General features: G+C 70.4%; 15 protein-coding genes. 13 read left to right on the top strand and 2 right to left on the bottom strand.

Annotation, left to right across the window (positions count from 1 at the left end; translation table 11 throughout):
• Positions 1-167 precede the first annotated feature (167 nt).
• The 8 genes from ruvC to relA all read left to right on the top strand — a co-directional run bounded on the left by ruvC (position 168) and on the right by relA (position 9,418).
• Complete coding sequence (ruvC, locus tag ACIRG6_RS30625) at positions 168-752, top strand: crossover junction endodeoxyribonuclease RuvC (protein WP_403325085.1); 585 nt, start codon at positions 168-170, stop codon at positions 750-752.
• A complete protein-coding gene (ruvA, locus tag ACIRG6_RS30620; protein WP_239770079.1) occupies positions 749-1,354 on the top strand; it encodes a Holliday junction branch migration protein RuvA in 606 nt (201 codons plus the stop codon). The genes ruvC and ruvA overlap by 4 nt, the downstream gene beginning before the upstream one ends.
• Positions 1,355-1,381: 27 nt before the next feature.
• Positions 1,382-2,455, top strand: a complete 1,074-nt coding sequence (ruvB, locus tag ACIRG6_RS30615; protein WP_225635345.1) for a Holliday junction branch migration DNA helicase RuvB — start codon at positions 1,382-1,384, stop codon at positions 2,453-2,455.
• Between the two features lie 175 nt (positions 2,456-2,630).
• On the top strand, positions 2,631-3,125 hold the full coding sequence (gene yajC / locus ACIRG6_RS30610) for a preprotein translocase subunit YajC (RefSeq protein ID WP_318217766.1): 495 nt from the start codon (positions 2,631-2,633) through the stop codon (positions 3,123-3,125).
• 122 nt (positions 3,126-3,247) lie between these two features.
• Complete coding sequence (secD, locus tag ACIRG6_RS30605; protein ID WP_364680935.1) at positions 3,248-5,047, top strand: protein translocase subunit SecD; 1,800 nt, start codon at positions 3,248-3,250, stop codon at positions 5,045-5,047.
• A gap of 3 nt (positions 5,048-5,050) precedes the next feature.
• Positions 5,051-6,169 (top strand): protein translocase subunit SecF, encoded by a 1,119-nt coding sequence (secF, locus tag ACIRG6_RS30600; RefSeq protein WP_350725567.1) that lies wholly within the window; start codon positions 5,051-5,053, stop codon positions 6,167-6,169.
• Complete coding sequence (locus tag ACIRG6_RS30595) at positions 6,166-6,705, top strand: adenine phosphoribosyltransferase (protein ID WP_189230620.1); 540 nt, start codon at positions 6,166-6,168, stop codon at positions 6,703-6,705. Before secF ends, ACIRG6_RS30595 begins: the two co-directional genes overlap by 4 nt.
• A gap of 172 nt (positions 6,706-6,877) precedes the next feature.
• Positions 6,878-9,418, top strand: a complete 2,541-nt coding sequence (gene relA / locus ACIRG6_RS30590) for a GTP pyrophosphokinase (protein ID WP_364680918.1) — start codon at positions 6,878-6,880, stop codon at positions 9,416-9,418.
• Between the two features lie 75 nt (positions 9,419-9,493).
• Here relA and ACIRG6_RS30585 read toward each other — a convergent pair whose 3' ends face one another.
• Positions 9,494-10,723 (bottom strand): DUF349 domain-containing protein, encoded by a 1,230-nt coding sequence (locus tag ACIRG6_RS30585; RefSeq protein ID WP_318217762.1) that lies wholly within the window; start codon positions 10,721-10,723, stop codon positions 9,494-9,496.
• A gap of 135 nt (positions 10,724-10,858) precedes the next feature.
• Positions 10,859-11,710, bottom strand: coding sequence for a peptidylprolyl isomerase (locus ACIRG6_RS30580; RefSeq protein ID WP_239770085.1), 852 nt, complete (start codon positions 11,708-11,710; stop codon positions 10,859-10,861).
• Between the two features lie 181 nt (positions 11,711-11,891).
• Between ACIRG6_RS30580 and ACIRG6_RS30575 the strand changes: the two genes are divergently transcribed.
• From ACIRG6_RS30575 to rpsD, 5 genes are all read left to right on the top strand, one after another.
• Positions 11,892-12,599 carry an MBL fold metallo-hydrolase gene (locus ACIRG6_RS30575; protein WP_225635341.1) on the top strand — a complete coding sequence of 236 codons (708 nt, stop codon included), beginning with the start codon at positions 11,892-11,894 and terminating at the stop codon, positions 12,597-12,599.
• A 13-nt stretch (positions 12,600-12,612) separates the two neighbouring features.
• Positions 12,613-13,875 (top strand): histidine--tRNA ligase, encoded by a 1,263-nt coding sequence (gene hisS, locus ACIRG6_RS30570; RefSeq protein WP_318217760.1) that lies wholly within the window; start codon positions 12,613-12,615, stop codon positions 13,873-13,875.
• Between the two features lie 190 nt (positions 13,876-14,065).
• Complete coding sequence (locus ACIRG6_RS30565) at positions 14,066-14,725, top strand: vitamin K epoxide reductase family protein (protein WP_318217759.1); 660 nt, start codon at positions 14,066-14,068, stop codon at positions 14,723-14,725.
• 41 nt (positions 14,726-14,766) lie between these two features.
• Complete coding sequence (locus tag ACIRG6_RS30560; protein ID WP_189230627.1) at positions 14,767-16,122, top strand: replication-associated recombination protein A; 1,356 nt, start codon at positions 14,767-14,769, stop codon at positions 16,120-16,122.
• A gap of 290 nt (positions 16,123-16,412) precedes the next feature.
• The gene (gene rpsD, locus ACIRG6_RS30555) at positions 16,413-17,027 is read left to right on the top strand and encodes a 30S ribosomal protein S4 (RefSeq protein WP_030973190.1); all 615 of its coding nucleotides are present in this window, start codon (positions 16,413-16,415) and stop codon (positions 17,025-17,027) included.
• The last annotated feature ends 4 nt before the right edge of the window (positions 17,028-17,031 follow it).

The following is a 17,031-nucleotide window of genomic DNA, read 5'->3' as shown; positions in this document are numbered from 1 at the left end:
CTAAATAATATGTCGTCGTGATGTGGTTGTGGCCCCCCCCCCCCCCACCCCCACCCCCCCCCCCCGCCGCCCGGCGCCCCCCCCCCCCCCCCCCCCCCCCCCCCCCCGCCGTTGTCGGTGGCACCCGATAGCCTGCACAAACAGGTGATCGACGGGAGGGCGTAGGCGTGCGTGTACTGGGGGTGGACCCGGGGCTGACCCGCTGCGGCATCGGCGTCGTCGAGGGCGTCGCGGGCAGGCCGCTGACCATGCTCGGCGTCGGCGTCGTCCGCACCCCCGCGGACGCCGACCTCGGACACCGCCTCGTCGCCGTCGAGCAGGGCATCGAGCGGTGGCTGGACGAGCAGCGCCCGGAGTTCGTCGCCGTGGAGCGCGTCTTCAGCCAGCACAACGTCCGCACGGTGATGGGCACCGCCCAGGCCAGCGCCGTCGCCATCCTGTGCGCCTCCCGCCGCGGCATCCCCGTCGCCCTGCACACCCCCAGCGAGGTCAAGGCCGCCGTCACCGGCAGCGGACGCGCCGACAAGGCCCAGGTGGGCGCCATGGTCACCCGCCTGCTGCGGCTGGCCGCGCCCCCGAAGCCCGCCGACGCCGCCGACGCGCTCGCCCTGGCCATCTGCCACATCTGGCGCACCCCCGCGCAGAACCGGCTCCAGCAGGCCGCCGCCCTGCACGCCTCCCGGGCCCTCCAGGCCCCGGGAAGCTCGCGTATCCCGAAAGCCCCGCACGCACCGAAAGGCCACACGGCATGATCGCCTTCGTCAGCGGCACGGTCGCCGCCCTCGCCCCCGACACCGCGGTGGTCGAGGTCGGCGGTGTCGGCATGGCCGTCCAGTGCACGCCGAACACGCTCTCCACCCTCCGCGTCGGCAAGCCCGCCAAGCTCGCCACCTCCCTCGTCGTCCGTGAGGACTCCCTGACGCTGTACGGCTTCGCCGACGACGACGAACGCCAGGTCTTCGAGCTGCTCCAGACCGCCAGCGGCGTCGGCCCCCGCCTGGCGCAGGCCATGCTCGCCGTGCACAGCCCCGACGCCCTGCGCCGAGCCGTCTCCACCGGGGACGAGAAGGCCCTGACCGCCGTCCCGGGCATCGGCAAGAAGGGCGCCCAGAAGCTCCTCCTGGAACTGAAGGACCGCCTCGGCGCGCCCGTCGGGGCCCCCGCTGTCGGCGCCCCGGTCAGTACCGGCTGGCGCGACCAGCTGCACGCCGCCCTGATCGGTCTGGGGTACGCGACCCGAGAGGCCGACGAGGCCGTGTCCGCCGTGGCGCCGCAGGCGGAGGCCGCCGAGGGCACACCCCAGGTGGGACAGCTGCTCAAGGCCGCCCTGCAGACACTGAACCGCGCCCGATAGTCCGTAGCGAGAGCCGAGGCACACCTCATGAACTGGGACGACACGACCGACGCCGAGGCCGCCGGAGAGCGGCTGGTGGGCTCGGTCGCCGACGGCGAGGACCAGGCCGTGGAGGCGGCCCTGCGCCCCAAGGACCTGGGCGAGTTCATCGGCCAGGAGAAGGTCCGTGAGCAGCTCGACCTGGTGCTGCGCGCCGCACGCGCCCGGGGGGCCACCGCCGACCACGTCCTGCTCTCCGGCGCCCCCGGCCTCGGCAAGACCACCCTTTCCATGATCATCGCGGCCGAGATGGGCGCCCCGATCCGCATCACCTCCGGCCCCGCCATCCAGCACGCCGGAGACCTCGCCGCGATCCTCTCCTCCCTCCAGGAGGGCGAGGTCCTCTTCCTGGACGAGATCCACCGCATGTCCCGGCCCGCCGAGGAGATGCTCTACATGGCGATGGAGGACTTCCGCGTCGACGTCATCGTCGGCAAGGGCCCGGGCGCCACCGCCATCCCGCTCGAACTTCCCCCGTTCACCCTGGTCGGCGCCACCACCCGCGCGGGCCTGCTGCCGCCCCCGCTGCGCGACCGCTTCGGCTTCACCGCGCACATGGAGTTCTACGGACCGGCCGAGCTGGAACGCGTCGTCCACCGCTCCGCGGGCCTGCTCGACGTCGAGATCGACCCCGCCGGCGCCGCCGAGATCGCCGGCCGCTCCCGCGGCACCCCCCGCATCGCCAACCGCCTGCTGCGCCGCGTCCGCGACTACGCCCAGGTCAAGGCCGACGGAGTGATCACCCAGGAGATCGCCGCCGCCGCCCTCGCGGTCTACGAGGTCGACGCCCGGGGCCTGGACCGCCTCGACCGGGCCGTGCTCCAGGCGCTGCTCAAGCTGTTCGGCGGAGGTCCGGTCGGCCTCTCCACGCTCGCCGTCGCCGTGGGGGAGGAGCGTGAGACAGTGGAAGAGGTCGCCGAACCCTTCCTCGTACGGGAGGGCCTCCTGGCCCGCACCCCGCGCGGACGGGTCGCGACCCCGGCGGCATGGGCGCATCTCGGCCTCACCCCGCCGCGTGCGCAGAATTCCGGAAACGGACAAGGGGACCTGTTCGGGGCGTGACACTCCCGTCACGACGAGGACATTCGCCGTAGCAGGAACCCCGGTGCCATGCTGAGCGTTGTTCCATGCGCGCGGACTCGCTTAGACTCCGCCGATGCCGCCCCTGTCGGCGGCGCACACACCCCCAACCATCAGGCCGCTCACCATCGCGGTCGTGTGAAGGAAGTACCGACCCGTGAGTCTCGTGACCCTCCTCCCGTTCATCGTGCTCATCGGGGCCATGTTCCTGATGACCCGGTCGGCGAAGAAGAAGCAGCAGCAGGCCGCCGACATGCGGAACCAGATGCAGCCCGGTTCCGGTGTCCGCACCATCGGGGGCATGTACGCCACGGTCAAGGAGGTCAGCGAGGACACGGTCCTCCTCGACGCCGGTCCGGGCGTCGAGCTGCTCTTCGCCAAGAACTCCATCGGTGCCGTCCTCACCGACGACGAGTACAACCGCATCGTCCACGGCATCGAGCACGACCTGAAGTCCGACGCCGACGTCGTGCCGGACGACGCCTCCTCCCTCACCGAGACCGACGCCCCGGCCGCCGACGAGTCCGACGACAAGTCCGTCGACCTCGGCAAGAAGGACGTGGCCGACGAGCCGACGGCCGCCGCCGCGCCCGCCGAGGCGAAGGCGGACGAGCAGCCGAAGAAGTCCGACGGCGGCTCCGAGGCGAAGTAGCCGCGCCCCGAGGTGCGCGGACCGTTCCCGTGCACCCCGCGCGTCGCGCGGATCCCCACACCATGTGATGGCCGCCGGTGCGCCGTCCCGGCGTGACGCGGCTCGAGAGGGAGTACGAACAGGTGGTAGCACCTAAAAAGGGAAAGACCGCGAGCGCTCAGAGCAAGCCCGGGCGCTCGCTGGCCCTGATCGTGATCGTCATCGCGGCGCTCACGGGAGGCATGTTCGCCTCCGGACACACGACTCCGCGTCTCGGGATCGACCTGGCCGGCGGCACGAGCATCACCCTCAGGGCGGTCTCGGAACCCGGCCAGGAATCCGCGATCAACAAGACCAACATGGACACCGCCGTTGACATCATGAACAACCGTGTCAACGGTCTGGGTGTCTCCGAGGCCGAGGTTCAGACCCAGGGCGACCGGAACATCATCGTCAACATCCCCAAGGGTACGAACTCCAAGGAAGCCCGGGCCCAGGTCGGCACCACCGCCAAGCTCTACTTCCGTCCGGTCCTCGCCACCGAACTCTCCGGTGCCGCCGCGACGGGCAGTCCCACGCCGAGTGCCTCCGGCGCCTCGGACAAGGCGACCGACAAGGCCACCGACAAGGCGACCGGCACCGACAAGGCGACCGACGACGAAAAGGCGAGCTCCTCGCCGTCCGACGCCGCCTCGGCCAGTGCCACCACCCAGGGCCGCGCGGTCACCGACGCCCTGAAGGCCGACCCCAGCCCGTCAGCCTCCGGCAAGGCCACCGGCGACGCCTCCCCGTCCCCGAGCGCCAGCGCCAGCGCCTCCGGCGACGACGCGACCGCCAAGCTCCAGGCCCAGTACGCGGCCCTCGACTGCACGAAGAAGGCGGACCGCGCCAAGGCCGGCGAGGGCGCCAAGCCCGGCGACCCGACGGTGGCCTGCGGCCAGAACTCGCAGGGCCAGTGGCAGAAGTACATCCTCGGCCCCGCCGCGGTCGACGGCACCGACGTCGACCAGGCCAAGGCGGTCTTCAACACGCAGACCGCCGCCGGCTGGACCGTCACGATGAAGTTCACGGACTCCGGCTCCAAGAAGTTCGCGGACATCACCGGCAAGCTGGCCCAGAACCAGTCCCCGCAGAACCAGTTCGCCATCGTCCTGGACAACGAGGTCGTCTCCGACCCGTACGTCAGCCAGGCCCTGACCGGCGGCAACGCGGAGATCTCCGGCAGCTTCGACCAGGAAGAGGCACAGAGCCTCGCCAACATGCTGTCCTACGGTGCCCTGCCGCTGAGCTTCAAGGAGGACAGCGTCACCACCGTCACCGCCGCTCTCGGCGGTGAGCAGCTCAAGGCCGGTCTGATCGCCGGCGCGATCGGCCTCGCGCTGGTCGTCCTCTACCTGCTGCTGTACTACCGCGGCCTGTCGTTCATCGCGGTCGCCTCGCTGCTGGTCTCCGCGGGCCTGACGTACGTGATCATGGCGCTGCTCGGCCCGACCATCGGCTTCGCGCTGAACCTGCCGGCCGTCTGCGGAGCCATCGTCGCCATCGGCATCACGGCGGACTCGTTCATCGTGTATTTCGAACGCGTCCGCGACGAGATCCGCGAAGGACGCACGCTGCGCCCCGCGGTCGAGCGCGGCTGGCCGCGCGCCCGGCGCACCATCCTGGTCTCCGACTTCGTGTCGTTCCTCGCCGCGGCGGTGCTCTTCATCGTCACCGTCGGCAAGGTCCAGGGCTTCGCGTTCACGCTCGGTCTGACCACCCTGCTCGACGTGGTGGTGGTGTTCCTCTTCACGAAGCCGCTGCTCACGCTGATGGCCCGCCGCAAGTTCTTCGCGAGCGGCCACAAGTGGTCCGGCCTCGATCCGAAGAGCCTGGGTGCCAAGCCGCCGCTCCGCCGCACCCGCCGTCCGTCCGCCGGCCCTGTCGACCCGAAGGAGGCGTGAGAGATGTCGAAACTCGGCAAGCTCGGCGCCCGGCTGCACCATGGCGAGGTCGGCTACGACTTCATCAAGAACCGCAAGATCTGGTACGGCATCTCCATCCTGATCACCATCACGGCGATCGTGGGTCTGGCGGTGCGCGGCCTGCACATGGGCATCGAGTTCCAGGGCGGTGCGGTCTTCACCAGCCCGAAGAACATGAGCGCCTCGGTGTCGCAGGCGGAGACGTACGCGGAGGAGGCCTCCGGGCACGACGCGATCGTCCAGAAGCTCGGCGACGGCAGCCTGCGCATCCAGATCGCGGGCATCGACACCGACAAGTCGGACCAGATCAAGGAAGACCTCGCCAAGGACCTGAAGGTCGACGCGGAGAAGATCAACGCCGACCTGGTCGGCCCCAGCTGGGGCGACCAGATCGCGAACAAGGCCTGGCAGGGCCTCGGGATCTTCATGGTCCTCGTCGTGATCTACCTGGCGATCGCGTTCGAGTGGCGGATGGCGCTCGCCGCGTTCGTCGCGCTGATCCACGACATCACCATCACCACCGGCATCTACGCCCTCGTCGGCTTCGAGGTCACGCCGGGCACGGTGATCGGTCTGCTCACGATCCTCGGTTACTCGCTCTACGACACGGTCGTCGTCTTCGACAGTCTCAAGGAGCAGACGAGGGACATCACCAAGCAGACCCGCTGGACCTACAGCGAGATCGCCAACCGCTCGATCAACAGCACCCTGGTCCGCTCCATCAACACCACGGTGGTCGCGCTGCTCCCGGTGGGCGGCCTGCTGTTCATCGGTGGCGGTGTCCTGGGCGCCGGCATGCTCAACGACATCTCGCTGTCGCTGTTCGTGGGCCTCGCGGCCGGTGCGTACTCCTCGATCTTCATCGCCACGCCGCTGGTCGCCGACCTCAAGGAGGCCGAGCCGCAGATGAAGGCCCTCAAGAAGCGCGTCCTCGCCAAGCGCGCCCAGGGCGGGGCCCAGGGCGAGCCGGCGGAGGCACCGGTCACCGACGAGCCGTACGACGACGAGCCCGACGACGCCGCCCCCGCGGTCGTCGGCCCCCGCAACCAGCCCGCGTCCCGCAACCGGGGCCGCGGCCGACCCTCGGGGAAGCGTCGATGACCGGTATCCAGGAGCTGCTGCTCAGCCGTATCCGGGACGTGGCCGACTACCCGGAGCCGGGCGTGGTGTTCAAGGACATCACCCCGCTCCTGGCCGACCCTGCGGCGTTCACCGCGCTCACCGACGCCCTCGCCGAGGTCGCCGGGCGCACCGGCGCCACCAAGGTCGTCGGACTGGAGGCCCGGGGCTTCATCCTCGGCGCCCCGGTCGCCCTGCGCTCCGGCCTCGGCTTCGTCCCCGTGCGCAAGGCCGGCAAGCTCCCCGGAGCCACTCTCGGCCAGGCCTACGACCTGGAGTACGGGTCGGCCGAGATCGAGGTGCACGCCGAGGACCTGAGCGCCGACGACCGCGTGCTGATCGTCGACGACGTCCTGGCCACCGGAGGCACCGCCGAGGCCTCCGTCCAGCTCATCCGCAGGGCGGGCGCGCAGGTCGCGGGCCTCGCCGTGCTGATGGAGCTGGGCTTCCTCGACGGGCGTGCCCGGCTGGAGCCCGCTCTGGCCGGCGCCCCGCTGGAGGCGCTGCTCACCGTCTGACGCGGCCTGTGCCGCACAGGGAGGCGGGCCCGGAGGAATCCGGCGCCCGCCTCAGGCGTTTCTCCTGTGGACGGCCCTCATTCGGCCTGAAGGCGATCCTGGAGGGCAGGATCGCTACCATGGGGTTTCCGGAGCCTGACCGGGCGACCCGGATCGCGCACGAGGAGTCCTCTTGCCAGACGAGGCCCAGCCACTGACCGCCGCAAAGCCCGAGTCCGCCTCGGCGCCCGCGGCGAAGCCCGCGCCGAGCGCGCCCCAGGCGAAGAACGACACGCACGGGCCGATCCAGCATGCCCCGTCCGCGCCGGTCGACAAGCCCGCCGAGCAGCAGTCGCGTCCCAAGCCGCTGCCGCCCGAGCGCCCCCAGAACGCGCCCGTGGTCCGCACGCCCGCCGGGCAGCCCGCCCGCTCCGGCTCCTCCAACCGCGTCCGCGCCCGCCTCGCCCGCCTCGGCGTCCAGCGCGCCAACCCGTACAACCCGGTCCTGGAGCCGCTGCTGCGGATAGTGCGCAGCAACGACCCCAAGATCGAGACGGCGACGCTGCGGCAGATCGAGCGCGCCTACCAGGTCGCCGAGCGCTGGCACCGCGGTCAGAAGCGCAAGAGCGGCGACCCGTACATCACGCACCCCCTCGCCGTCACCACGATCCTCGCCGAGCTCGGCATGGACCCGGCCACGCTGATGGCCGGGCTGCTGCACGACACCGTCGAGGACACCGAGTACGGCCTGGAGGACCTGCGCCGCGACTTCGGCGACGTCGTCGCCCTGCTCGTCGACGGCGTCACCAAGCTGGACAAGGTCAAGTTCGGCGAGGCCGCGCAGGCGGAGACCGTGCGCAAGATGGTCGTCGCCATGGCCAAGGACCCCCGCGTCCTGGTCATCAAGCTCGCCGACCGCCTGCACAACATGCGCACCATGCGCTACCTGAAGCGCGAGAAGCAGGAGAAGAAGGCGCGCGAGACCCTGGAGATCTACGCGCCGCTCGCCCACCGGCTGGGCATGAACACCATCAAGTGGGAGCTGGAGGACCTCGCCTTCGCGATCCTCTACCCCAAGATGTACGACGAGATCGTCCGCCTGGTCGCCGAGCGCGCCCCCAAGCGCGACGAGTACCTCGCCATCGTCACCGACGAGGTCCAGCAGGACCTGCGCGCGGCCCGCATCAAGGCGACCGTCACCGGCCGCCCCAAGCACTACTACAGCGTCTACCAGAAGATGATCGTCCGCGGCCGTGACTTCGCGGAGATCTACGACCTGGTGGGCATCCGCGTCCTCGTGGACACCGTCCGCGACTGCTACGCGGCGCTGGGCACGGTCCACGCCCGCTGGAACCCGGTTCCGGGGCGGTTCAAGGACTACATCGCGATGCCCAAGTTCAACATGTACCAGTCGCTGCACACGACGGTCATCGGACCCAACGGCAAACCGGTCGAGCTGCAGATCCGCACCTTCGACATGCACCGCCGCGCCGAGTACGGCATCGCCGCGCACTGGAAGTACAAGCAGGAGGCCGTCGCCGGCGCCTCCAAGGTCCGCACCGACGTGCCCAAGTCCTCCGGCAAGGACAAGGACGCCATCAACGACATGGCGTGGCTGCGGCAGCTGCTGGACTGGCAGAAGGAGACCGAGGATCCCGGCGAGTTCCTGGAGTCCCTGCGCTTCGACCTCTCCCGCAACGAGGTCTTCGTCTTCACGCCGAAGGGTGACGTCATAGCGCTCCCGGCCGGGGCGACGCCCGTGGACTTCGCGTACGCGGTGCACACGGAGGTCGGCCACCGCACCATAGGAGCACGGGTCAACGGCCGGCTCGTCCCGCTGGAGTCCACGCTGGACAACGGCGACCTGGTGGAGGTCTTCACCTCCAAGGCGGCCGGCGCGGGCCCCTCCCGCGACTGGCTCGGCTTCGTGAAGTCGCCGCGGGCCCGCAACAAGATCCGCGCGTGGTTCTCCAAGGAGCGCCGCGACGAGGCGATCGAGCAGGGCAAGGACGCCATCGTCCGCGCCATGCGCAAGCAGAACCTGCCGATCCAGCGCATCCTGACCGGCGACTCCCTGGTCACGCTGGCGCACGAGATGCGGTACTCGGACATCTCCGCGCTGTACGCGGCGATCGGCGAGGGCCATGTCTCCGCGCAGAACATCGTGCAGAAGCTGGTCCAGGCGCTCGGCGGCGAGGAGGCCGCCACCGAGGAGATCGACGAGTCGGTACCGCCGTCGCGCGGTCGCGGCCGCAAACGCCGCACCAGCGCCGACCCGGGTGTCGTCGTCAAGGGCGTCGAGGACGTGTGGGTCAAGCTGGCCCGCTGCTGTACGCCCGTCCCCGGCGACCCGATCATCGGCTTCGTCACCCGCGGCAGCGGCGTCTCGGTTCACCGCAGCGACTGTGTGAACGTGGACTCGCTGTCCCGCGAGCCCGAGCGCATCCTCGAGGTCGAGTGGGCGCCCACCCAGTCCTCGGTCTTCCTGGTCGCCATCCAGGTCGAGGCGCTGGACCGCTCCCGGCTGCTGTCGGACGTCACGCGCGTCCTGTCCGACCAGCACGTCAACATCCTCTCCGCGGCCGTCCAGACCTCCCGCGACCGCGTCGCCACCTCGCGCTTCACCTTCGAGATGGGCGACCCGAAGCACCTCGGGCACGTCCTGAAGGCCGTGCGGGGCGTGGAGGGCGTGTACGACGTGTACCGGGTGACGTCGGCGCGCAGGCCGTCGTAGCGGCCCGCAGGGGCATACACGAGAAGGGCTCCCGTACACCACGTACGGGAGCCCTTCTCGTGTGCTCGGGCGGTCTCAGCCGCCGAACTCCTGCAGGCCCTTGAGGGCCTGGTCCAGCAGTGCCTGCCGGCCGTCCAGCTCCCGCTGGAGCTTGTCGGCCTTGGCGTTGTTGCCCTGGGCGCGCGCCTGCTCGATCTGGGAACGCAGCTTGTCCACGGCGGCCTGGAGCTGACCGGTCAGACCCTCGGCACGCGCGCGTGCCTCCGGGTTGGTCCGGCGCCACTCCGTCTCCTCGGCCTCCTGGATCGCCCGCTCCACGGCGTGCATCCGGCCCTCGACCTTCGGCCGGGCGTCACGCGGCACGTGGCCGATGGCCTCCCAGCGCTCGTTGACCGAGCGGAAGGCGGCGCGGGCGGCCTTGAGGTCCGTGACCGGCAGGATCTTCTCGGCCTCCTCGGCGAGCTCCTCCTTGAGCTTGAGGTTCTCCGACTGCTCCGCGTCCCGCTCGGCGAAGACCGAGCTGCGGGCGGCGAAGAAGACGTCCTGGGCGCCGCGGAAGCGGTTCCACAGGTCGTCCTCGTGCTCGCGCTGGGCGCGGCCCGCGGCCTTCCACTCGGACATCAGATCGCGGTACCGCGCGGCCGTCGGGCCCCAGTCCGTCGAGTTCGACAGCGCCTCGGCCTCCGCGACCAGCCGTTCCTTGGTCCGGCGGGCCTCCTCGCGCTGCGCGTCCAGCTGCGCGAAGTGCTGCTTGCGGCGCTTGGAGAACGCCGAGCGCGCATGCGAGAAGCGGTGCCACAGCTCGTCGTCCGACTTGCGGTCCAGGCGCGGCAGACCCTTCCAGGTGTCCACCAGCGACCGCAGCCGCTCGCCGGCCGCCCGCCACTGGTCGGACTGCGCCAGCTCCTCGGCCTCCGCGACCAGCGCCTCCTTGGCGCCCCGCGCCTCGTCGGACTGCTTGGCCCGCTGTGCCTTGCGTTCCTCGCGACGCTTGCCCACCAGCTCGACCAGCTTGTCCAGCCGGGCCCGCAGCGCCTCCAGGTCACCGACCGCGTGGTGCGCGTCGACCTGCTCGCGCAGGTGCTCGACGGCGGCCAGGGCGTCCTTCGACGACAGGTCGGTGGTCTTCACACGCTTCTCGAGGAGGCCGATCTCGACAACCAGGCCCTCGTACTTGCGTTCGAAATAGGCCAGCGCTTCCTCGGGGGAGCCTGCCTGCCAGGAACCGACGACCTGCTCGCCGTCGGCCGTACGCACGTACACGGTCCCCGTCTCGTCGACGCGGCCCCACGGGTCGCTGCTCACAGCGCCTCCTCCACATGATGCCTGCGGAGGGCTTTGCTACCCCCGGGCATCGTCCACAGTTTCGTCACGGCCAACATAGGCGACCGGCGGGGGGCCTGTCCGCATCCCGCGCGACCGAAATTCCGCAGCTGGGCCTCAGGATTTCGCGACCGTCGCCTTGTTGATGACGACGGTCGCGTTGGGCGCGGTGTTGCCGGTCGTCGGGTCCATGGCCTGGGCGCCGGCGTCCGCGATCTTCTTGAGCACCTTCATCCCCGCCTCGGACACGGTGCCGAACGGCGTGTAGTCCGGCGGGAGCTGGCTGTCCTGGTAGACCAGGAAGAACTGGCTGCCCCCCGTGTTGCGCCCCTGCTGCGCCTGCGCGTTGTACTGGTTGGCCATCGCCACCGTGCCCGCCGGGTAGACGTTGCCCGTGAGGCTCTTGTCCTTCAGGTTCTCGTCCGGAATCGTGTAGCCGGGGCCGCCCGCACCGGTGCCCTGGGGGTCGCCGCACTGGAGCACGTAGATGCCCTGGTCGGTCAGCCGGTGGCACTTCGTGTGGTCGAAGTAGCCCTTGCCCGCGAGGAAGTCGAACGAGTTGACCGTGTGCGGCGCCGCCGACGCCTTCAGCGCGATGTCTATCTCGCCGCAGGTCGTCGACAGCTTCATCGTGTACTTCGCCGACTTGTCGATGGCCATCGCAGGTTCCTTCTTCCAGGTCTGCGTCTTGGCCTTGCCCTCGGCGGGCTTGTCGCACGGGTCCGGCGCCTTGCTGCTCGCGGAGGCGCTCGGCGTGACCTGCGCGCTCGCGTTCGTCTTGTCGTCGTCGTCCCCGAGGACCACCCCGGTCGTGTACAGCGCGACGCTGCCGATCAGGATGACGCCGAGCACCGAGGCGATCGCCGCGTTGCGCATGCGCGCCTTGCGTCGCGCGGAGGTACGTCGCTGCTGCTGCCGCAAGAACTTCTCCCGGGCGAGCTGACGCCGCCGCTGCTCCTGGCTGACCACCGGGTTCTCTCCTCATGCGTCGTGTGTGCCGACCGGTACGCGTGCGCGTGACGAACCGACCGCGTGCGTGTAGCCCCGTACCGTATATGGGTTCGCTGAGGAAACGGCACCGCCGGTAGGCTCTGACCACGGGCGCAGCCCGCCCGCAAGCCACCCGTACCGACACAAACGAAGGACGATCGTGCTCATTGCCGGGTTCCCCGCCGGGGCCTGGGGGACGAACTGTTACCTCGTCGCCCCCGCCGCGGGTGAGGAGTGCGTGATCATCGACCCCGGCCACCAGGCCGCGCAGGGCGTCGAGGAGGCACTCGCCAAGCATCGGCTCAAGCCCGTCGCCGTCGTCCTCACCCACGGCCACATCGACCACGTGGCCTCGGTCGTCCCCGTGTGCGGCGCGCACGACGTGCCCGCCTGGATCCACCCCGACGACCGCTACATGATGAGCGACCCCGAGAAGGGGATCGGCCGGACCATCGGCATGCCGCTCATGGGCGAGCTCACCGTGGGGGAGCCGGACCACGTCAGGGAGCTGACCGACGGCGCGAAGCTGGAGCTGGCGGGCATGGAGCTGACGGTCGCGCACGCGCCGGGCCATACCAAGGGGTCGGTGACCTTCGGCCTGCCCGAGGCGGCGGACATCCCGCCGATCCTGTTCTCGGGCGACCTGCTGTTCGCCGGCTCCATCGGACGCACGGACATGCCGGGCGGCTCCATGGACGACATGCTGGCGTCCCTCGCCCGCGTGGTCCTGCCGCTCGACGACCCGACCGTGGTGCTGTCCGGCCACGGCCCCCAGACGACCATCGGCCAGGAACGCGCCACCAACCCGTATCTGCGGCAGGTGGCGGCCGGCCAGGGCGCCCCCGAGGCTCCCCGACGAGGAATGTGACGAGAGACCTTCCGTGAGCACCTTCAAGGCCCCCAAGGGCACGTACGACCTGCTGCCGCCGGACTCCGCCAAGTACCTGGCCGTCCGCGAGGCGATCGCCGCCCCGCTGCGCAACTCCGGCTACGGCTACATCGAGACGCCGGGCTTCGAGAACGTCGAGCTGTTCGCGCGCGGTGTCGGCGAGTCCACCGACATCGTGACCAAGGAGATGTACGTCTTCGAGACCAAGGGCGGCGACCGGCTCGCCCTGCGCCCGGAGACCACCGCGCCCGTGCTGCGCGCCGTCCTCGAGGCCAACCTGCACAAGGCGGGCAACCTGCCGGTGAAGGTCTGGTACTCGGGCTCCCAGTACCGCTACGAGCGCCCGCAGAAGGGCCGTTACCGCCACTTCTCCCAGGTCGGCGCCGAGGCGATCGGGGCCGAGGACCCGGCGCTGGACGCCGAACTGATCATCCTGGCCGACCAGTCGTACCGCTCGCTGGGCCTGCGGGACTTCCGCATCCTGCTCAACTCCCTGGGCGACAAGGAGTGCCGCCCCGTCTACCGGGCCGCGCTCCAGGACTTCCTGCGCGGCCTGGACCTGGACGAGGAGACGCTGCGCCGCGCCGAGATCAACCCGCTGCGCGTCCTGGACGACAAGCGCCCGGACGTGCAGAAGCAGCTCACCGGCGCCCCGTTGCTGCGCGACTACCTGTGCGACGCCTGCAAGGCGTACCACGAGGAGGTCCGCGATCTGATCACGGCGGCGGGCGTCGTCTTCGAGGACGACCCGAAGCTGGTGCGCGGCCTGGACTACTACACGCGCACCACCTTCGAGTTCGTCCACGACGGCCTCGGCTCCCAGTCCGCGGTGGGCGGCGGCGGCCGCTACGACGGTCTGTCCGAGATGATCGGCGGCCCGGCCCTGCCCTCCGTGGGCTGGGCCCTCGGCGTCGACCGCACCGTCCTCGCCCTGGAGGCGGAGGGCATCGAACTGGACATCCCGTCCGCCACCTCCGTCTTCGCCGTCCCACTCGGCGAGGAGGCCCGCCGGATCCTGTTCGCCAAGGTCACCGAGCTGCGCAAGAACGGCGTCGCCGCCGACTTCTCCTACGGCGGCAAGGGCCTGAAGGCCGCGATGAAGGCGGCCAACCGCTCGGGCGCGCGCTACGCCCTGGTCCTCGGCGAGCGCGACCTCGCCGAAGGCGTCGTCCAGCTCAAGGACATGGAGTCCGGCGAGCAGAGCGCGATCGGCGTCAACGAGATCGTCGCGGAGCTGGAGTCGCGGCTCGGCTAGGGCCTGTTACGCCGAAGGGGTGCACGCGTTCGTACGCGTGTGCCCCCGGCGAACGGACATCGGCCGGAACACCACGCCCACGGGCCGTCACCGGTGCGTTCTTATGTTCAGCGAACGGTGCGCGCACAGGCCCATGCGGCACAATGGCCCTGCCCGAAGCAGGCCCGACTCGAGCGACGGATTCGGCGTGATGAGCAAGACGACAGTGAAGGACGTCTCCACCGTGGCAGAGACCGCGCCGGAACCCACCGGAACACCGCGCGCCCAGGGCGCCGGCCGCGCCCTCGCCCTGCTGCTGGTGATCACGGGCGCCGCCGGCGTGCTCTCCGCGTGGGTCATCACGCTCGACAAGTTCAAGCTGCTCGAGGCCAAGGTCGCGGGCACGACGTTCACTCCCGGATGCAGCCTGAACCCGGTCGTCTCCTGCGGCAGCGTCATGGAGAGCGACCAGGCCGCCGTCTTCGGCTTCCCGAACCCGATGCTCGGCCTGGTGACCTACGGCATCGTCGTCTGCGTCGGCGTGAGCCTGCTCGCCCGGGCCCGCTTCCCGCGCTGGTACTGGCTCACCTTCAACGCCGGCTGCCTGTTCGGCGTCGGATTCGTCACGTGGCTGCAGTTCCAGTCCCTGTACCGGATCAACGCGCTGTGCCTGTGGTGCTGCCTGGCCTGGGTCGCCACCATCCTGATGTTCTGGTACGTGACGTCCTTCAACGTCCGCAAGGGCTTCCTGCCCGCGCCGAACTGGCTGCGCGGCTTCTTCGGCGAGTTCACCTGGGTCCTGCCGGTGCTGCACATCGGCATCATCGGCATGATGATCCTGACCCGCTGGTGGGACTTCTGGACCAGCTGACAGCGCACCGCGTTGTCAGTGCGGTCCTTTAGGGTTCTTGCGTGGAGCCCGACCTGTTCACCGCCGCAGCAGAAGAACGCCAGGAGAAGGACCCGACCGGCAGCCCCCTCGCCGTGCGGATGCGCCCGCGCACCCTCGACGAGGTCGTCGGTCAGCAGCATCTCCTCAAGCCCGGCTCACCGCTGCGCAGACTGGTCGGCGAGGGCGCCTCCGGTCCCGCCGGACCCTCCTCCGTGATCCTGTGGGGCCCGCCGGGCACCGGCAAGACGACCCTGGCGTACGTCGTCTCCAAGGCCACCAACAAGCGGTTCGTGGAGCTGTCGGCGATCACCGCCGGCGTCAAGGAGGTCCGCGCGGTCATCGACGGCGCCCGCCGCGCCGTCGGGGGATACGGCAAGGAGACCGTCCTCTTCCTCGACGAGATCCACCGCTTCAGCAAGGCCCAGCAGGACTCCCTGCTCCCGGCCGTCGAGAACCGCTGGGTCACCCTGATCGCCGCCACCACGGAGAACCCGTACTTCTCGGTGATCTCCCCGCTGCTCTCCCGCTCCCTCCTGCTCACCCTCGAACCCCTCACCGACGACGACGTCCGGGGCCTGCTCCGCCGCGCCCTGACCGACGAACGCGGCCTCAAGGAGGCCGTCACGCTCCCCGAGGACACCGAGAACCACCTGCTGCGCATCGCCGGCGGCGACGCCCGCCGCGCGCTGACCGCCCTGGAGGCCGCCGCCGGCGCCGCGCTCGACAAGGGCGAGGCCGAGGTCACCCTGGCCACGCTGGAGGAGACCGTCGACCGGGCCGCGGTGAAGTACGACCGCGACGGCGACCAGCACTACGACGTCGCCAGCGCCCTGATCAAGTCCATCCGCGGCTCCGACGTGGACGCCGCCCTGCACTACCTGGCCCGGATGATCGAGGCCGGCGAGGACCCCCGCTTCATCGCCCGCCGCCTGATGATCTCCGCCAGCGAGGACATCGGCCTCGCCGACCCGAACGCGCTGCCGATCGCCGTCGCCGCCGCCCAGGCCGTCGCCATGATCGGCTTCCCCGAGGCCGCCCTCACCCTCAGCCATGCCACCATCGCCCTGGCCCTCGCCCCCAAGTCCAACGCCGCCACCACCGCCATCGGCGCCGCCCTGGACGACGTACGCAAGGGGCACGCCGGACCGGTCCCGGCGCATCTGCGCGACAGCCACTACAAGGGCGCGGGCAAGCTCGGACACGGGCAGGGCTACGTGTACCCGCACGATCTGCCCGAGGGCATCGCGGCCCAGCAGTACGCCCCGGACGAGCTGAAGGACCGGACGTACTACGCCCCGACCCGGCACGGTGCCGAGGCCAGATACGCGGACGCGGTGGAGTGGACCCGGGAGCACCTCGGTCGCAAGCGGTCCTGAGCAGCCTGTAGAATCGCCCGAAGCGCTGAGTCCCGTGCAGTCAGAACGGGACAACCAGCCGGAACCCCCAGCGGGTTCCAGGAGCGTCGCGCACCGTCGATCGGTGTCGCGGGCAGCCCACCACCACCCGGACCTCCGGGAGCGGTCGGTGGGCCACTCGCGTGCTGCACGTATGTGCCCAGACCAGGGGAGCGGCTGCCCGGCAGGTCCACGCGGACCCGACGGGTTTCCCCGGCTGCGGATGCGACCTCCCTCAACCCTGACAAGCCGGAAACTAGGAAAGAGACACAGTGGCGAACCAGTCCCGCCCCAAGGTCAAGAAGTCGCGTGCCCTCGGCATCGCGCTGACGCCGAAGGCCGTCAAGTACTTCGAGGCCCGCCCCTACCCGCCGGGTGAGCACGGCCGCGGCCGCAAGCAGAACTCGGACTACAAGGTCCGTCTGCTCGAGAAGCAGCGTCTGCGCGCGCAGTACGACCTCAGCGAGCGCCAGCTCGTCCGCGCCTACGAGCGTGCCTCCAAGACCAACATGAAGACCGGCGAGGCCCTGGTCATCGAGCTCGAGCGCCGTCTCGACGCGCTGGTCCTGCGTTCGGGCATCGCCCGCACGATCTACCAGGCCCGCCAGATGGTCGTCCACGGCCACATCCAGGTCAACGGCCAGAAGGTCGACAAGCCGTCCTTCCGTGTCCGTCCGGACGACGTCGTGCAGGTGCGCGAGCGCTCCAAGGAGAAGACCCTCTTCACGATCGCCCGTGAGGGTGGCTTCGCCCCCGAGGGTGAGACCCCGCGCTACCTCCAGGTGAACCTCAAGGCCCTGGCGTTCCGCCTGGACCGCGAGCCGAACCGCAAGGAGATCCCGGTGATCTGCGACGAGCAGCTCGTCGTCGAGTACTACGCCCGCTGATCCA

The sequence above is a fragment of the Streptomyces flaveolus genome (assembly GCF_044765825.1).
GTDB classification, from domain to species: domain Bacteria; phylum Actinomycetota; class Actinomycetes; order Streptomycetales; family Streptomycetaceae; genus Streptomyces; species Streptomyces flaveolus.
This window is presented reverse-complemented; position numbering and strand designations above follow the sequence as displayed.

What these genes read in the sequence shown, in the direction of transcription:
- ruvA (WP_239770079.1), top strand. Translation starts at nt 749, where the DNA reads ATGATCGCCTTCGTCAGCGGCACGGTCGCCGCCCTCGCCCCCGACACC.
- ruvB (WP_225635345.1), top strand. Translation starts at nt 1,382, where the DNA reads ATGAACTGGGACGACACGACCGACGCCGAGGCCGCCGGAGAGCGGCTG.
- secF (WP_350725567.1), top strand. Translation starts at nt 5,051, where the DNA reads ATGTCGAAACTCGGCAAGCTCGGCGCCCGGCTGCACCATGGCGAGGTC.
- ACIRG6_RS30595 (WP_189230620.1), top strand. Translation starts at nt 6,166, where the DNA reads ATGACCGGTATCCAGGAGCTGCTGCTCAGCCGTATCCGGGACGTGGCC.
- ACIRG6_RS30565 (WP_318217759.1), top strand. Translation starts at nt 14,066, where the DNA reads ATGAGCAAGACGACAGTGAAGGACGTCTCCACCGTGGCAGAGACCGCG.